General features: G+C 56.5%; 12 protein-coding genes and 1 riboswitch. Of the genes, 3 read left to right on the top strand and 9 right to left on the bottom strand.

Annotation, left to right across the window (positions count from 1 at the left end; genetic code table 11):
* Window positions 1-10: 10 nt before the first annotated feature.
* The 6 genes from ACIX8_RS11660 to ACIX8_RS11635 all read right to left on the bottom strand — a co-directional run bounded on the left by ACIX8_RS11660 (window position 11) and on the right by ACIX8_RS11635 (window position 4,706).
* Window positions 11-238 (bottom strand): hypothetical protein, encoded by a 228-nt coding sequence (locus tag ACIX8_RS11660; protein WP_014265540.1) that lies wholly within the window; start codon window positions 236-238, stop codon window positions 11-13.
* Between the two features lie 566 nt (window positions 239-804).
* A complete protein-coding gene (locus tag ACIX8_RS11655; protein WP_014265539.1) occupies window positions 805-1,128 on the bottom strand; it encodes an RcnB family protein in 324 nt (107 codons plus the stop codon).
* 295 nt (window positions 1,129-1,423) lie between these two features.
* Window positions 1,424-2,344, bottom strand: coding sequence for a TPM domain-containing protein (locus ACIX8_RS24560; protein ID WP_223295523.1), 921 nt, complete (start codon window positions 2,342-2,344; stop codon window positions 1,424-1,426).
* 34 nt (window positions 2,345-2,378) lie between these two features.
* Complete coding sequence (gene sodC, locus ACIX8_RS11645; protein WP_014265537.1) at window positions 2,379-2,900, bottom strand: superoxide dismutase[Cu-Zn]; 522 nt, start codon at window positions 2,898-2,900, stop codon at window positions 2,379-2,381.
* 95 nt (window positions 2,901-2,995) lie between these two features.
* On the bottom strand, window positions 2,996-3,547 hold the full coding sequence (locus tag ACIX8_RS11640; protein ID WP_014265536.1) for a cupin domain-containing protein: 552 nt from the start codon (window positions 3,545-3,547) through the stop codon (window positions 2,996-2,998).
* Between the two features lie 91 nt (window positions 3,548-3,638).
* A complete protein-coding gene (locus tag ACIX8_RS11635) occupies window positions 3,639-4,706 on the bottom strand; it encodes a threonine aldolase family protein (protein ID WP_014265535.1) in 1,068 nt (355 codons plus the stop codon).
* 42 nt (window positions 4,707-4,748) lie between these two features.
* A riboswitch (SAM-I-IV-variant riboswitch) is annotated at window positions 4,749-4,858 on the bottom strand.
* Between the two features lie 235 nt (window positions 4,859-5,093).
* Between ACIX8_RS11635 and ACIX8_RS11630 the strand changes: the two genes are divergently transcribed.
* A complete protein-coding gene (locus ACIX8_RS11630; RefSeq protein ID WP_044176613.1) occupies window positions 5,094-5,546 on the top strand; it encodes a RidA family protein in 453 nt (150 codons plus the stop codon).
* A gap of 310 nt (window positions 5,547-5,856) precedes the next feature.
* On the opposite strand, the gene ACIX8_RS11625 is transcribed toward ACIX8_RS11630, so the two are convergent.
* Window positions 5,857-7,200 (bottom strand): hypothetical protein, encoded by a 1,344-nt coding sequence (locus tag ACIX8_RS11625; protein WP_014265533.1) that lies wholly within the window; start codon window positions 7,198-7,200, stop codon window positions 5,857-5,859.
* Between the two features lie 380 nt (window positions 7,201-7,580).
* Here ACIX8_RS11625 and ACIX8_RS11620 point away from each other — a divergent pair, with 380 nt between their 5' ends.
* Window positions 7,581-11,111, top strand: coding sequence for a TonB-dependent receptor (locus tag ACIX8_RS11620; protein ID WP_014265532.1), 3,531 nt, complete (start codon window positions 7,581-7,583; stop codon window positions 11,109-11,111).
* Window positions 11,112-11,250: 139 nt separating this feature from the next.
* Window positions 11,251-12,597: an amidohydrolase family protein gene (locus tag ACIX8_RS11615; RefSeq protein ID WP_014265531.1), complete on the top strand. Its 1,347-nt coding sequence runs from the start codon at window positions 11,251-11,253 to the stop codon at window positions 12,595-12,597.
* A gap of 382 nt (window positions 12,598-12,979) precedes the next feature.
* On the opposite strand, the gene ACIX8_RS11610 is transcribed toward ACIX8_RS11615, so the two are convergent.
* Together ACIX8_RS11610 and pelA are read right to left on the bottom strand one after the other, a co-directional pair.
* Window positions 12,980-14,338, bottom strand: a complete 1,359-nt coding sequence (locus ACIX8_RS11610; protein ID WP_014265530.1) for an MGH1-like glycoside hydrolase domain-containing protein — start codon at window positions 14,336-14,338, stop codon at window positions 12,980-12,982.
* Window positions 14,335-15,678 carry a pectate lyase gene (pelA, locus tag ACIX8_RS11605; RefSeq protein ID WP_044176611.1) on the bottom strand — a complete coding sequence of 448 codons (1,344 nt, stop codon included), beginning with the start codon at window positions 15,676-15,678 and terminating at the stop codon, window positions 14,335-14,337. The genes ACIX8_RS11610 and pelA overlap by 4 nt, the downstream gene beginning before the upstream one ends.
* Between the last annotated feature and the right edge of the window lie 34 nt (window positions 15,679-15,712).

The raw sequence follows: 15,712 nt of genomic DNA, 5'->3' as shown, positions 1-15,712 counted from the left end.
TGCAATCATCTTATGCCAAATGCAGCAGAATGAGGATCATTTGCATGGTATTAATCTGCGGTTCAGGATCGGTACCACCCACAACCTGCGGTTCGGGATCGGTGCCACCTACAACAGGGGCAGATGCGGACGGCTTGGTGGTGGATGGAGCAGATTGAGCAAACGCTCTACCCATTGGCATAACCAGAGCGAGAAGAATAAGCGCCAAAACAGACTTACGGACATTGCTATTGAACATTGTGTCTCCTTTAGCGCGAATGTGCGCTGAGCAGAGACTAGAGGAGGATCAGTTAAAAACCGACAACTCATTAATTTCGTTGCTTATACGAAACTTAATGAATGATTGCCGCTCTTGCCTCTGCTCGGCAGACGATTGACTAAACACCGCATAATAAAGACTTTTAATCCACACTTCTGATGTATTTGTTGCGTATAGCACACAGGATGGAAAACCTGTTACGCTTCCAGCCCCATTGTTAGATAACAGTTCTAGTTGGTTCGCAACGTATGGTGGTCTCACCGTATAACAGAGCAACGGACCAACACACATACTATCTCTTCCGTGCAGGTCCGGGAGTGCGGGTCGTACGTCAAATTCGCTGGCCTTGACGTTGCTTAGCCTCTCCGCCTGGGAGAGTATCAAGAGGTGAAGGTTAGGGCCTGCCTTGTTTCCGTCGGGCACGCCAAATCTTCCTCTGCGCAACATATATCTCTATCGAAACGACAATGCCGGGGCAGTTGCCCCGGCATTGTCGTTACCCCAGATATCTTTATCCAGATACCTGATTAAATCTTCGGTAAGGCTTAGTGTGCGGCGGAAGCAACGATCACTGAAGCGATCACGCCAGTCGCAATAGCAGCCATCACATAGTTACCATCCACCTGGCGCCATTCGTAGCCCGGCCGCGGTGCACTCAGGTGGTACTGGTGATAATCAACGCGTTCGCCGCGATTCCAATCGTCATGATTCATGCGCGCGCCTTTTCTCCACTCCTTATGCTGGACATAGGCGTGGTTATCGTGGTGGTCGTCGTGACGGTCGTCATGATGATCCTGAGCGAAAGCCGCTCCTCCGCTGAGGGTAGCAGCAACAATCGATAGGGCCAAAGCTTTGCGAATTTTGTTCATAAGATCTCCTGATTCTTTGATTCATACCAACCGGATGATGTTGTTTACCTGATCCCGATTTGCGTGATCAGACGATTGCCAGCATTTATTGTGCGACCTGAAGATGAATACACCGTCTCAAATGCTATGGGCAATCCCTTTCTTCGCCCATTCAAGTTCTTTGGACCGTCTTGCTGAGCACTCAGGCATGGAATGCTTAGTAGCAGAGTGAGCAGGTAACACCAGGGTTTGGCAAGGTTGTTTGAGATCGAACTCATCACAGGGCTAATTGTACTTACGCCACGACATAGTCTTGCTACCAATCCCCGCCCGCTCCCCCGCCGCCGGAGTCGCCCCCATCGCCCCCGCTGAAGCTATCACTGCTGCTGCCACTGTCGGAGCTGCTTGAGCCACTATCGCTGAAGCTCGATCCAGAACTGCTATCGCTAAAGTTTGATCCAGAATTGCTACTGATGAAGCCTGCTCCAGAACGGGTGTAATTCGATCCAGAGCTGGTATTGCCGAGGCCTGATCGGGGTCTGGTGGAAGCTAGACGTCGTCCCATACGTCTAATCCAGTGCCAGAAATAGAGGCATAGGAAGAAGAGCACAAGACATGCGAACCAGTTGACCCTCTGCCACCATGGCTTCGGAGGGCTCACGGGAGGAAGCACCTCAGAAGAAGGAGTTGAAGTCGTATCGCCGGAGGGATCCGAGGGTGTTAGCGTGTCCAATGTAACGTTCGCATCGTCGGCAACCACCTTCGCGACCCGCTGTACGCCCAGCACGATCGCCCCGTCGTAGTCCTTCTGCTTCAGGGCCGGGACCATCTCCCGGCCAATATCTCCCACCTTGGCGTCGTTCAGAATCCCTTCGAAGCCGTACCCCACCTCGATCCGCCACTTGTGGTCGTCAATCGAAAACAGAAGCAACAGGCCGCGGTCTGTCTTCTTCTCTCCGATCTTCCACTTGTGAAACAGATCGTTGGCGAACTGCTCCTTCGACTCGTCCCCAAGCGTGTGGATGGTCACCACAAAGATCTGCGCCTTGGTCTTGTCGTGCACCTCGCGGCAGATCGCTTCGGTCTGCGTCTTCGTCGCATCGCTCAGCACACCGGCGTAGTCGTTGACGTAGCTCTTGGGCGCGGGCAAAGTCGCAACCTTCTCAGCCCGCAGCCCTAAAGAGCATACCCATACCAGCAGTAGAGCAAGCAGCCCTGACCGCATCCTTTGTCTCATGGCCAACATTCTACTGACTACAGCCAGTAGCTGCTTACCGAATTACAGCGCAGGCCACGCGCCCACCGGCACCGCCAATCGGCTGAGACTGGTAATCATCTGGATTGGCATGGATGATCAACGACGAGCCGTCGGCATCGAGAAGAGCCGGACGTTCGTCGCCACCCTTAAGCGTGACCAGTGTCGAATAAAGCTCTACCGTCGCGGTTCCATCCGCAGCCACAAAAAGGTTGGGAAGATCTCCAGCGTCATTCGCATCGGCGTTCAGAAGCCCATGGACAACCGGCGTCTTGGCATGAACGTGAGCGCCCGCGCCTTTGAACATCGCATCGCCGCAATCGCCCTTTTCATGAAAGTGCATGCCATGCCAGCCCGGAGTCAGTCCCTTGGCCTCAATGCGCAAAAGCACGCCACGAGGAGTGCCGGTCACCGTTACCTTGCCGAGAACGCTTCCGCTTCCGTTCTTGAGTTCGCTGGTGTGGTCGGCCGAAGGGGCCTGGGCGGAGACGGCGGTTGCCAGAATAATCGTAGAAAAAATAGCGGATGCGAAACGCATGACGTGGCTCCTTGGTACAGGTACTGTAAATCGGTTAAGGGTTACACTCCGTGCAACAACCGGAGTTGGAGAAGGCGATAAATCTGTTGACTCTGCTAGGCAGGCGTCGTGGCGTTGATCAACAACAGGCTCACGCCCATTTCAGTTACACGTCTATGCGGCGTCATCCGTGGGACAACCAGCATGTCCCCCTTCTTGAGGGCGATCGAAGTAAACCCTTCCGAGTGCGGAGCGAGCCACTCACCGGGCTTGGTCTGGCGCGCGTTCTGGGGCGATCCGCCAACCTCGTAGACAGTCGCGCCATCCAGCACCTGGAAGACATGATCGCGATGTTCATGGAACTCGAACTCCTTCGCGATCTTCTTCTCCTCCGCACTCACCGTCATCGACACAGCCAGCCCTTTCGCGCTGACGATGTCTTTAGCGGCGGGCGCAGCTTGCAATCCCTTTACCATCTCGTCGATCGTTGCTGCCGGAAACAGCTGGAAGGTCGCCTGCGATTTCTCATCGGTAGACTGTCCCGTCTCAGCAAGCGCAGAAGACGCAGAGAACAGCGTGCCTGCCAGTGGAAGCGTGACTGCGGCGAGGGGCGCAGTCCGAAGGAAGTTGCGGCGGGTCTGAGCTTTTGTCATATGCGATTCGATCATAAGCCTTGCCGAGCCTCAGCCCGGAATCTCCTTTATTAGAACCCCTTTGCCTTTGTTTTATTCCCTGCAGAAAATCTGCTGCCTAGGTCTTCTAGACGAGCGCGTCTTTTGCCGAAAGAGCGCACTCCTGCAGGTCACGCACGAGCTCATCGATCCGGGCCAGATCCGCGTCCCAGGAGAACATGAAGCGCGCGGCGCCGCCAATGAAGGTATAGAACTTCCAGCCACGCTTTTGCAATGGCTCCAGGATTCCCTCAGAGGCATGAACGAAGACGGCATTGGCATCAACGGCAGAGACGATGGTAACCCCTGGAATCGTTGCGATCTGTTCCGCAAAGTACGCAGCGCACCGATTGGCATGCGCCGCATTAGTCAACCAGGCTCCGCTCTCGAGCAGGCCTACCCAAGGTGCAGTCAAAAAGCGCATCTTGGAAGCAAGCTGCCCGGCCTGCTTGCAGCGGTAATCAAAATCAGCAGCAAGCTTGCGATCGAAGAAGATCACGGCCTCGCCAACAGCCATCCCATTCTTCGTTCCGCCGAAACACAGAACATCGACGCCACTCCTCCACGTAAGCTCCGCCGGCGACTGCTCGAGCTTGGCGCAGGCATTCGCAAAACGGGCGCCATCCATATGCAGCGAGAGACCATGCGCCTTACACGCTGCAGAGATCGCCTGCACCTCTTCTGTCGTGTAGACCCGCCCCGTCTCTGTCGGCTGTGTCATCGTAACGACCCGCGGCTTTGGATAGTGGATATCCTGACGCTTCGTCGCCAGCTCATGAATGGAGTCCGGCGTCAGCTTGCCATCTGCGGAGTGAGCCACCAGCAGCTTTGAACCATTGGAAAAGAATTCGGGAGCACCGCATTCGTCCGTCTCCACGTGCGCCGAATCGGCACAGATGACCCCATGGTAGGACTGGCAGAGCGAGGCCAGCGCAAGCGAGTTAGCCGCCGTGCCGTTGAACACAAAGAAGACTTCACAATCAGTCTCAAAGAGTTGACGGAAGGCATTAGCAGCTCGTCCGGTCCAGGCATCATCACCGTAAGAAGAGGCATGCCCGAAGTTCGCATCCTGCATGGCAGACAAAGCCTCGGGACAGATACCCGAATAGTTATCACTCGCAAACTGCTGAACAATATTGATGTTTTCTTTACTCATTACGTCTCAAATCCCTCTATGGCTCATAGGTGGACGCGATGAGATAAAAACCGGTGTTGCCAGATCGGCCATATCTTCCCTCCTGCAATGGGAGCTCCACCTTGCCCGGAAGCAGGTTGGCGTTGAGCCGGGCTCAACTCTTGATATTAACTATCAAGCTATCACAATGGTTATTGTGGATTCGCAGCTCGCAGCGCCTGCTATAGCCTCGGGCCTTCGGCTTTTGCTTTTCTTGCTTGTCATTCCCGAAGGCCGGGCCCCCAGAGAGCGTTCTTTGCTCTCTGGGGTGGAAAAGGAATCTGCTGCTCCCTGGCGACACTGCTTATCTGAGCGACTCGCATGATGAATAAAATGCCCTGCAATCTTGATACGCTGAAGAGAGAAACTATGAACTTCACCGATCGCCTCACACAACTCGGCCTGGAATTGCCAGCCCCTATCGACCCTCTCGGCTCTTATAAAACGGTTTCGATTTCAGGAAGCCAGCTCTACGTCTCTGGACTCGGACCGTTCGAAAACGGCAAGCCGATTATAGGTGTAGTTGGCGGAGACATCTCACTGGAGAGAGCGCAAGAGGCAGCGCGCCTGACCATGCTGATGATCCTGTCCTGCGTCAACCAGGCACATGGCCTGGACAAGATCGATCGGTGCAGCCGATTGACTGTTTACGTCCGCGCGGATTCATCCTTCACGCAGCACCCCAAGGTAGCGAATGGCGCCAGCGATCTCTTGCTCGCCCTGTTCGGACCGGACAAGCTCCCCGCGCGCAGCGCCCTCGGAGTCCACACCTTGCCGATGGGCATTCCGGTCGAGATCGACAGCATCTTTGAGCTGAAGTAACCCCCTGGGGTCGACTTTACTCACATAGCTTATTCCCCCCCACAGAATCGTCATCCTGAGCGGAGTGCCTCGCGTCTTTGCGAGGTGCGGAGTCGAAGGACCCCGAGGGACTTGATCTCACCCGTGATGTTGGGACCTTTTCCAGCACGAGAGTCCAGGCTCGAGCGCTCGAGGTCGAAAAGGTGCAAAAGGCTTGGGCAAGATTGCAACCCTCGGGGTCCTTCGACTCCGCGTCCTAAAGGCTACGGCTCCATCACCCTGCGAGGCTCGAGCATCGCGGTTTAACGACTCACCACACAACTTCAACTCTCTAATAAATACCGTCCGCATATCTCTCAGCAATCACCCGAGACTCAGGAGCATTCGCTCCTATGCTGCTCGTCTCAAGCAATATCTCGAAGGGACGAATCGATCCATCCGAACCTCGCGCTTTCTGCAGGATGGGCTCCATCGCTTTCTCGCTGAGAAAGAAATCGGAAGCGGCCTGCGTCCCCGCCATATTGAGCCCTTCCAGCAGAAGCGCATGCCCTTTTCCATCCAGGCTGGGGACAAACGCAACGATGGCATACGTCCGCTGCGGGTCTTCGGCGTGCCCGTTCTGATAGACCGCACTCTCCCCTGTCCCAGGGCGCCGATTCACAACAATCGAATCATCGACCTCTGAGCTGTACTGCAACGCAAAGTTCAACTTCTTCTCGAAGAGCTCGACCCAGGGATTCGTATGGACCGAGCCCAGAAGAATGACATTCGATTGCTTCAGGTCATCCATTCTGAGATCGCGAGCATATCGAATCGCGAACAACTCCTGGACCAACTCCGGCACGTGAGACAGGCTCAACGCAATGTTCAGATCGGCCACACTGGTATATCGCTGGTTGCGAAGATCGTTCAGGTTATTCGCATCCACATGATCCATGGCATCTTCATGGGAGAGATACGAGCCAGTGACATATTCGGAGAGCCGAACAGGTCGCCGGGTAAGGTTTTCAAGAATTCCAAGACCGCTGTCGGCTGGGACAACCAGCGTCTGCCTGTCCTTGCGGAAGAGTTGCGTCCAGAGCTGATGCGAGAGCGTCGCAGGCCTTCGCTTGAAGAAGTGGATTCCCAAAAATCCGATGACCAGGACTGCTCCCACAAGAGCGAACACTACTCCGAGCAGGAGTCTGTGCGAACCTCGCCTCTCCGGCATGCTCGGATTCCCTGCCTTCTCCTGAACCTGCTTCTTTATCTCAACTTCTTCTCTTGGAGCTTGCGGCGGTTGCACAGGCATTCCATCGCCAGCTGCCTGCGCGCTCTCGTGAAAGATGGGGACATAGCGGCCTACAGGAATGCTGATCCGGATCGGCTCATTCTTTCCATCCGTCTCGAAGTACTGGTCCAGCCGCTTGCGCAGCACACGGGCATAGTTGCGAACGACATTGTCGACACCCGGGTTGTAATCCACCGGCCGGCCAAAGGCCTGAATCCCGATCTGGTACTCAGTGATCTCATCGGCGCGCCCACTGAGCTCGCGGTCGCACACATACAGAAGAAAGTTAGTAAGAAAGGGGGACTTGGCAAAGTTCTTATTCGCCACAAGCCGCTGTGCAAGAAGCCAGCGTGCATCTTTCGATAGTCCAGGGTTCGACGGTTTGTAGGAACTGCGATCCTTCATAGGCCCGTTCTGCCCGGATTACTCGCAGTGAACAACTGCGGTATGCGAGTACTACCAAGAAAATCGATTAAACCGGGGCTTCACCCGAAGATAAGAGCCTTTCATCAATAGAATGTGAACGTTAAGCAGTCCTATCCACAATCCCTCAACGGTGGAATATCACAGGGTAGGCTTGATTTTTCAAGCGTGAAATTACAGTGAACACAAAGTTCCTGCGGCATGAATCAAGCTGTTATTCCCAGCAAAACAGGCGTCTTCCGCCATCAAAATTTGCAATCTTCTTCTCTACCCCGGGGTACCACCTATGCGCTGACCGCCCCTTACCTCACCATCATCCTGATCACCCCTACATTCAACGAAAGATCAGGAGAATCTCAACCATGTTCCGTTTTTCCCTGCCTCGTTCCGCCAGTCCGACAACACGACTCGCCGCGCGTCGTTCCCGATTTTTCGGCTATTCCTCGTTGCTCATCGCCATTCTTTTTCTGCTCGCCGCAGGTCAGGCGATGGCACAGTTCGATTCCGCCAGCGTGCTTGGAACCCTAAGAGACCGCAGCGGCGCCTTCCTTCCCAAGAGCACGGTAGTGCTGACGAATATAGCTACCCGCACCCAGCAGACCGCCGTCACCAACGGCCAGGGCGACTATGAGTTCGCCTCCGTCCAGCCGGGCGACTATAACCTGACCGCCGAACTCACAGGCTTCAAGACCGCGCACGTCGACCATGTAACCGTCGCGGTAGCAGCGCGCCAGCGCGTCGACGTCACGATGGATGTAGGCGGAGCCAGCGAGAGCGTCACCGTAACCGGCGCCGAGAGCATGCTCGAGACAGATACCAGCGATCGCGGCGAGGTCATCGGCCAGCACGAGATCGTCAATCTTCCGCTCAACGGCCGCTCCTACGCCGATCTTGCGCTGCTGGTTCCGGGCGTCAGAAAGTCTGTCCTTGAGAACCAGACCCTTTCGAACCGCGATTCCTCCTTCAACGTCAACGGACAGCGCAGCGAACAGAACAACTTCATCCTCGACGGTCTGGATAACAACCTCTACGGAACAGACAACCAGGGCTTCTCGAACCAGACCATCCAACCCTCACCGGATGCACTCAGCGAGTTCAAGGTGATGACCGATAACTACAGCGCCGAGTATGGCCGCGTAACCGGAGCTGTCGTCAACGCAACCACCCGCAGCGGAACCAGCCACTTCCACGGCGCCGCATGGGAGTACCTCCGCAACACCTCGCTGAATGCCATCGGCCCCTTTCTGCCGCCGGTCAACGCGCTGACCGGGCACACCCAGAAGCCGACCTATCAGCAGAACCAGTTCGGCGGAACCTTCGGCGGCCCAATCAAGACCCCCTTCCTGCGCAACAAGCAGTTCTTCTTCCTCGACTACGAAGGAGAGCGGCGCGTCACACGAAGCCTGGCCACCGCGACGATTCCGGACGCGAACCAGCGGCTCGGACGCTTCCCCACTCCTGTGATGAATCCCTATACCGGAGAGATCTATCAGGTGGATCCGGTCACAAAGTTCGCCCAGGTGCCCACCTCGTTGATCAATCCGTTGGCGACACTGGTGATGGGCGCTCTACCTGCCACTAATGTTCCGGGCGCCTCCAACAACTATGTCTCTCTACCCCGCGGCTCGCTCAACGACAACAAGGGTGATGCCCGTTACGATGGCTACTTCACCCCAAAGCTGAACGCGTTCTTTCGCTTCAGCCAGCGCAACGTCGATATCTTCGATCCTCCCAACATCCCCGGCCCCGACGGCGGAAACTCCAACAGTATCGTGACGATCTTCGATCAGCAGGAAGCCTTCGGCATCACCTACACCGTAAGCAATAACTCCCTGCTCGACGCTCGCGTCGGCATCAGCAAGGTCAACGGAAGCAAGGTGCCGCCCAACATCGGCCAGCCCAGCTTCCTCGCCGAAGCCGGCATTCCCAATATCCCGACCGATCCGCGCGTCGTTGGCCCGCTGAACTCACAGGCCGTGAATAACTTCAGCAGCTTTGGCCGCCAGACGACAAGCCCCAACGTACAGAATCCCTTCGTCATCAACCCCAAGGTCAACTACTCCATGCTGCGCGCCGCGCACAGCTTAAAGTTCGGCTATGAGTATCAGCACATCTCTGTTGCCGACGATGACTTCCATCCGAAGTACGGTAATGACACCTACTCCGGCGCCTTCAGCACGCCTCCCATGGGAACGCCCACACCTGCCGGGCTCAGCGGTACGGTGACGAACGAAGCCATCGCCCTGACGGACTTCTTCTTCGGCGCGCGCAGCCACTATGAGCTGAACAACACTCACCTGGTCAGCATTCAGCAGCGCCTGCACCAGTGGTACGGACAAGACGATCTGCGTCTGAACCACAAGCTGACGGTCAACGTCGGTCTTCGCTATGAGCTGGGAACACCGGAGTGGGAAGCCAACAACCAGCTCGCCAACTTCGACCCCGCCACATCCCCCTCGACAGGCAAGCTGATCACCGCATCCCCCGGCTCAATCTATAACCGCGCGCTGGTCAACATGCAGAAGAACAACTTCGCGCCCCGCGTCGGCTTCTCGTTCCAGGCACAACCCACCACGGTAGTTCGCGCAGGCTACGGCATCAGCTATACCCACTTCGTTCGCGAAGGCGGAGAGAACCTGCTGGTCTATAACGCTCCCTTCACCTTCGACGCGCAGGTAAACCAGATCGCGCCCCTGGCCGCCAACGGGCAGCCGCTCTGCACCAGCCTCTCGCAGAATCCCGCCTCCTGCTTCCGCACCACGATGCAGGGTTATGCCAACGGCTTCACCGATCCCTCTAACTTCAACCCACTGCTGGCCCAGCCGCACTACGAGCCCGCGAACGATCCCAACGGCTACGCCGAAAGCTGGCACGTGACCGTACAGCAGCAGCTCACCAAAAACACGCTGCTCGATATCGCTTACGTAGGAGTCTCAGGAAAACACCTGCCCACCCTGGCGGACTACAACGAAGCCAATCCGCAGGCTTCTACCTGCCAATCGGCCAACACAGCCACTTGCTTGACGGTGCAGAAACGGCGTCCTATTCAGAGCTTTGCCGGAATCGAAATCGCCTTCGGCGCGGGTGACAGCATCTACCACGCGCTTCAGGTCAAACTCGAACACCGCTACTCGTATGGCCTCTATCTGCTCAACTCGTTTACCTGGTCACACGCCATCGACAACGCCTCCGGCACGCTCGAAAACAACAACGGCGACACCAACTTCCTGACCTACAAGGACCCGAACTACGACCGCGGCCGCTCCGGCTACGATCAACCGATCAACGACACCACCTCGCTCGTCTACGATCTGCCCTACGGACGCGGAAAGCGCTTCGGCGGCAATGCGAATCACATCGTCCGTGGCATCCTGGGAGACTGGCAGTTTACCGCGATCAACACGGCAACCAGCGGTCTTCCCATAAACATCACCTACTCCGCCGGTGGCTACAAACTGGGCAACCTTGCCTCCGACGCTTTCGCACTTACGGCAGGTGCGGCTTCCTCGGGCACGCTCTATGCTCAACGACCCAACACCATCGGCAACCCTGTGAACCCTTCCTCAAAATGGATGAAGACAACCTCTGCTCTCAATGGATATCTCAATCTCAACACCGTAGCGCTACCCATGGATCCAAGCCGGCCTCTCGGTAACACCGGCAGAAACTCCGTCCGAGCGCCCGGTTTCTCGCAGCTCGATCTGGGGCTCCACAAGGCGTTCAATCTGTGGGCGAACGATACAAAACTTGATTTCCGCGCGGAAGCCTTCAACGCGCTGAACCAGGTGAACTATCAGGCGCCGGACGGAAACAGAACCGATGGTGGCTACGGGGCAATCACCTCCAACTATCCTGCACGGCAGCTCCAGTTCGCCGTCAAGATTCTCTTCTAACCTGCTCCATCCTCCAAGCAGCCTTATTTACATCTCAAGACCTCGGCAAGCTTACCTTGCCGAGGTCTTGTGGCTTTCATCTCACTAACGATAAGGACTTCTGCGGAACCGAATACAGATTCATCGCGTATGACACAGAATGCGAAGCCTCCTGCTTCTTGCCCTTTCTGCGTCCTTGCTCCTTCCTGCATCTGCACAGAGCCGAATTGCCATTGAAAATGTCACGCTCATCGATGGCACTGACCATGCTCCCAGGCGCGACACGACTGTTGTGGTGCAAGGGGCGAAGATCGTGGCAATTACCAGCAGCCACAAGCGACAACCCCAGGGAACAAAGATCGTTGACGGTACCGGAAAATTCCTGATCCCAGGGCTCTGGAACAACGACCTGCATGGACCGGCCTTCGATCAGTCAAAGGCGCCTCTTTTATCTCTGATCTCCTACGGGATCACTACCGTCCGCGATATGGGTGCGCCGCTGGATGATATTGTGCGGCTTCGAACCGCGACGGCCTCCGGGGCTCTCATCGGTCCACGTCTCTTCATTGCAGGCCCCCTATTGGAGGGACCGGTTCCCGTCCAAATGTCACTCATCGTCGATCTATTCGATGAGAAGCAGGCACGCGATGAGGTCAGAACTTTAAAACAACGCGGAGTCGATTATGTTGAAGTCGATACGAGCCTGACTCCGGAGTTGTACTGGGCTATTGCAGAGGAGGCAAAGAATCAGGGGCTTCCGCTCGTTGGCCACATCCCGGCAGAGATCTCCGCCGGAAGCATCGCGCAGGCGAATCAGAAGAACGTCGAACATCTAGGTGGAAGATTTCTCAATGTTCTTATCACCTGTTCCAGCGACGAGGAATCGTTCAATGCGGAAACGAAGAAAACCTATGACGAACTCCTAACCGCGATGAAAGAAAAACGTCAGGCAAGCGAACCCCAATTTAAAGCCGAATTCGACGATAGGCTTCTCTCCACTTTTAGTGAGGATAAAGCTCAGCGCCTCTATCGTCTCTACGCGGCTCATGGGGTTGCACAAACACCAACGCTTTATGTCCTGAACACCCTATGGGCAAGCAACAAAGATGGGGACAAGTTGAACGATCGCGATCTGGAGTCTGGAAAGAGAATCTTCGCAAAGGACCTGGAGGTCGTCGGCGAGATGAAGAAAGCCGGCGTCCCCATTCTTGCCGGAACAGACGGACCTTATCCCCAGGGAGGAGAAGCTCTGCATAGTGAACTCGAACTTCTCGTGCAGGCTGGGTTGACGCCTCTTCAAGCCATTCAGTCCGCAACACGGGATGCTGCACAGTTCATGGGCGTATCGAAGAGCGTGGGCACCATTGAACGTGGAAAGATCGCAGACCTCGTACTTCTCGACGCGAATCCTTTGGAAAACATCTCCAACACTCGTCGCATCAACGCCGTTTTTCTACGGGGTACGCTCTTCACAGGCGATGAACTTTCGTCCATAAGGAGCCACTGAAATCCAGTTGCAGTGACTCCTCGAAAAAGCCTCTCATTCTGCTGATCACGCTAGTGGCCATCCATAGCGCGAAGCGTGTTCCCTGATGCTTTAGCGTCAGGGAGACGGAGGGAGCCGTAGCCTTTAGGCTACGGAAATAGAGGCCTAGCAAAGATGTGGCCTTTAGGCCCGGGCCTTCTTTCGGCTGCGAACAAAAGACCCGGGGCTAAAGCCCAATTCTTACTTAGCCCATGATTCCGTAGCCTAAAGGCTACGGCTCCCTCCGCCCCGCGACGCTAAAGCGCCACGGTTTGCGCTTCGCGCTATTCGGAACGGCCCACTCTTCAATGGATTAAAGACACTAGCTCCAACCGCCAATCTCAAGCCGCCTCTAGATCTGGAATCACTTTTCTTGATGTCCCGACGACTTCGACAACCGCGTAATGAAATCAAGGTAGACAAGCGCAGCCGGTGAATACCCGCTGGGATCGACACGTGTAAACTCGCCTGTCAGCGGGTCCATCTGCTGGCGGAACTCCGTATGCCGGCTGATGGCCTCGCACCACTGATACATCATGTGGGCCTGCTCCTTCGCCTTGCCGTAGTGCGTCATCCAGCGCGGAGCACGAAGCGCCGTCAGCGCCTGGGACGCTCCACCCCAGCTGTTACGCGGGATCGGCCGCACAAAAGCCGGATCGTCCTGCGCGATCGACGTCAGCGGAAACGGCGCCCAGAACGCCTTGGGGTTGTGAATCTGACGCGTCCATACGGCTTCGAAGATCGCCTTGTCCTTGCGATCGGAGAGCTTCAGCACATGCTCACCAAGCACACGGCTGATGACGTCCGACCTCACGCGAACGAACTTGCCCTGCGCATCAAGATCGTAGAACGCAGCGTCCTGCGGATCGTAGAGCTTGTCGATGATGAGCCGCCGAATCGTCTCCGCATCCTCCTGCCAGCGGGCTGCCTCGTCTTTCTTGCCAAGGGCTGTGGCCATCGCCACAAGCGCCACGCGGCCTCCATAGGTAGTAGCAGAAAGATCCGGGCAGAGACGCGGCAGTGTATCGACGCTGTGATCGTAGAGATGCGCGTCAGCCTTCGGACACTGCTTCGGCGTTCCCGTCCAGCGCGGACTGTTGTCGTGTCCCGTGTCGTAGACGCAGAAACCTTCGACCAGACCCGTCTTTCGCGTGTCCCTGAACTGCCGCAGCCAGGCATCCCAACGCGAGCAAGCCTTGTACGCAGTCTGAAGAAACTCTTCGTCCTTCGTCATCTGCGACAGCTCCCACGCCGTCGCGGCGATAGGGACAACCATCTGGATCTGCCCATATCCTGTCGCGCTCATCTTCACGCAAGCCGGAAGCTGCCCATCCTCTTTCTGCAGCGTGAAGAAGGCCATGTGGTTGTTGCGCGCAACCTGAAGCGGCGTCACCTGCCCTTGCTTCGTGTCGATGTAACGGCTCAGTCTGCCATACACCAGGCCCTCCTGCGGCGCACACTCCTGCCACACGCCGGGATAGACACTGCCTTCCAGCAGAACAGGCTGATCGTAACGCGGAACAACTTTGATGTTCTCCGCCAGCATCGCAAGCGCCGCATCCCACGTACGCTGCCAGCGCGCATCGGCATCCGGAAACTTCGGACGTGGCATAGAACTTGAAGTCCCCTGCCCAAACGAAGCCCGTAACGGCAGAGCCAACACGGAAGCCGCGGCAGCAGCACGAGCAAGAAAGAGCCTGCGATTGGAATAAATCGACATCATTTTTTGAGCACCTCTGTTGCAGGAATAGATTTGGCGCTCCACGTCTTATACGCAGTCAGCGCCTTTGCAGGACTTTCGTTGAACCAGCTATATCCATTGCGCCGTTCCCGCGAGAGATCGTTGACGTCATCGTGAAGAGTCTTATCTCTATCGCCAAAGACCGGACGATCCGTTGCGAGGTCATAGTACCGGGCCCACAAAGGCCCCGCCCCCGGCTTAGCCACGAGAGTGCGCCCGCCCGGCGCGGTCTTCGAGGTCCACTCCTGGCCCTGAATCTCCGCACTCGTAAGCCATTGAATCCCACCCTCCACCGCAGTGACAACGGCCTTCGAAGGATTCGGCAAAGCCATGAGATACAGCAGGACATCGGCACTCTCAGAAGACGCCAGCGACGCAGGCTCGTAGTTTCTTCCCGACTCCGGCTCAAAGGTAAGCGCGTCCTGCTGCTGGGCCCACCCCGCGCGCTTACCCTTGACCTTAAGCTGTGTATCCAGAATGCACTGCAGAGCATGCCTGGCACTTTTATCCGCTTCCGCTCGAAGGTTCGCAGGAACAAAGGCATAATCTCCCTCACCCGCCGCGACCGTCGTCATCAAATCAGCGGTCTGCGTGACAGCATTGTCGTTATACGTAATCGCATCATGGTATCCACCCTCGAGCGGCCATACCTGCGGCCAGCCTCCGTTGGGAAACTGCGCATTCAGCAGGTAGCGAACGCCCCGCAAAAAGCTCTCGCGATACCGCGCGGCCGCGTCTCCAGCTTGGCCGGCAACGAGCGCGAGAAAGCGCAGCTCCGTTACCGTCGCATCGTTATCGAGTGTGCCCACATAGTTCCACTGCGGCTCTTTGGGAGCATCGAAGTCCGCTTCGCTCAGATGCTTCGACAGGTTGTCCGGAGTATAGCTTTGCCCCTTCGCCCGTGGCGCCCCGCTCATGTCGAGGTTCTTGCTCCAGCCTCCCGCCGGAGTCTGAAAGCTAAGAATGACATCAGCGATATGCCGCGCCTCCGGCGAGCCATACCATGCAGCCTCCTGGTGAAGCGGCATGCTGCGCGCGCCAGGGTTTTCTTTGGGCATCTCTGGAATCGGCACACCGGGTGTACGCTCAGCGGCAAGCTTCGCCTTATCGACCTTGCGCTGTTCTTCCGAGTGATGCAGATAGGCCACCCAGGCTGCGCGCTGCACTACCGGCAAACGTGCGATGCGTTCCACCGTAATATCCTGCGGCGGCTGATTCATCCCAATCACGGCTGGATTGATGCCGGCACCTGACAGCGCCCCGAGTTCTGCCGCAACCGAGACACTGGTGCTTACAGCAAGAAGTAAAACGAGAGAACTCATCCCTCTAGACAATCTCATCGAAAATTCTGCTCCT

The sequence above is a fragment of the Granulicella mallensis MP5ACTX8 genome, from assembly GCF_000178955.2.
In the GTDB taxonomy this organism is placed as follows: Bacteria; Acidobacteriota; Terriglobia; order Terriglobales; family Acidobacteriaceae; genus Granulicella; species Granulicella mallensis.
The sequence above is the reverse complement of the archived record's forward strand: the minus strand, read 5'-3'. Positions and strand labels throughout refer to the sequence as shown.

Bases quoted from the DNA above. Each gene is read 5' to 3' on its own strand.
- ACIX8_RS11660 (WP_014265540.1), bottom strand. From the start codon at position 238: ATGTTCAATAGCAATGTCCGTAAGTCTGTTTTGGCGCTTATTCTTCTC.
- ACIX8_RS11655 (WP_014265539.1), bottom strand. From the start codon at position 1,128: ATGAACAAAATTCGCAAAGCTTTGGCCCTATCGATTGTTGCTGCTACC.
- ACIX8_RS24560 (WP_223295523.1), bottom strand. From the start codon at position 2,344: ATGAGACAAAGGATGCGGTCAGGGCTGCTTGCTCTACTGCTGGTATGG.
- sodC (WP_014265537.1), bottom strand. From the start codon at position 2,900: ATGCGTTTCGCATCCGCTATTTTTTCTACGATTATTCTGGCAACCGCC.
- ACIX8_RS11640 (WP_014265536.1), bottom strand. From the start codon at position 3,547: ATGATCGAATCGCATATGACAAAAGCTCAGACCCGCCGCAACTTCCTT.
- ACIX8_RS11635 (WP_014265535.1), bottom strand. From the start codon at position 4,706: ATGAGTAAAGAAAACATCAATATTGTTCAGCAGTTTGCGAGTGATAAC.
- ACIX8_RS11630 (WP_044176613.1), top strand. From the start codon at position 5,094: ATGAACTTCACCGATCGCCTCACACAACTCGGCCTGGAATTGCCAGCC.
- ACIX8_RS11625 (WP_014265533.1), bottom strand. From the start codon at position 7,200: ATGAAGGATCGCAGTTCCTACAAACCGTCGAACCCTGGACTATCGAAA.
- ACIX8_RS11620 (WP_014265532.1), top strand. From the start codon at position 7,581: ATGTTCCGTTTTTCCCTGCCTCGTTCCGCCAGTCCGACAACACGACTC.
- ACIX8_RS11615 (WP_014265531.1), top strand. From the start codon at position 11,251: ATGCGAAGCCTCCTGCTTCTTGCCCTTTCTGCGTCCTTGCTCCTTCCT.
- ACIX8_RS11610 (WP_014265530.1), bottom strand. From the start codon at position 14,338: ATGATGTCGATTTATTCCAATCGCAGGCTCTTTCTTGCTCGTGCTGCT.
- pelA (WP_044176611.1), bottom strand. From the start codon at position 15,678: ATGAGTTCTCTCGTTTTACTTCTTGCTGTAAGCACCAGTGTCTCGGTT.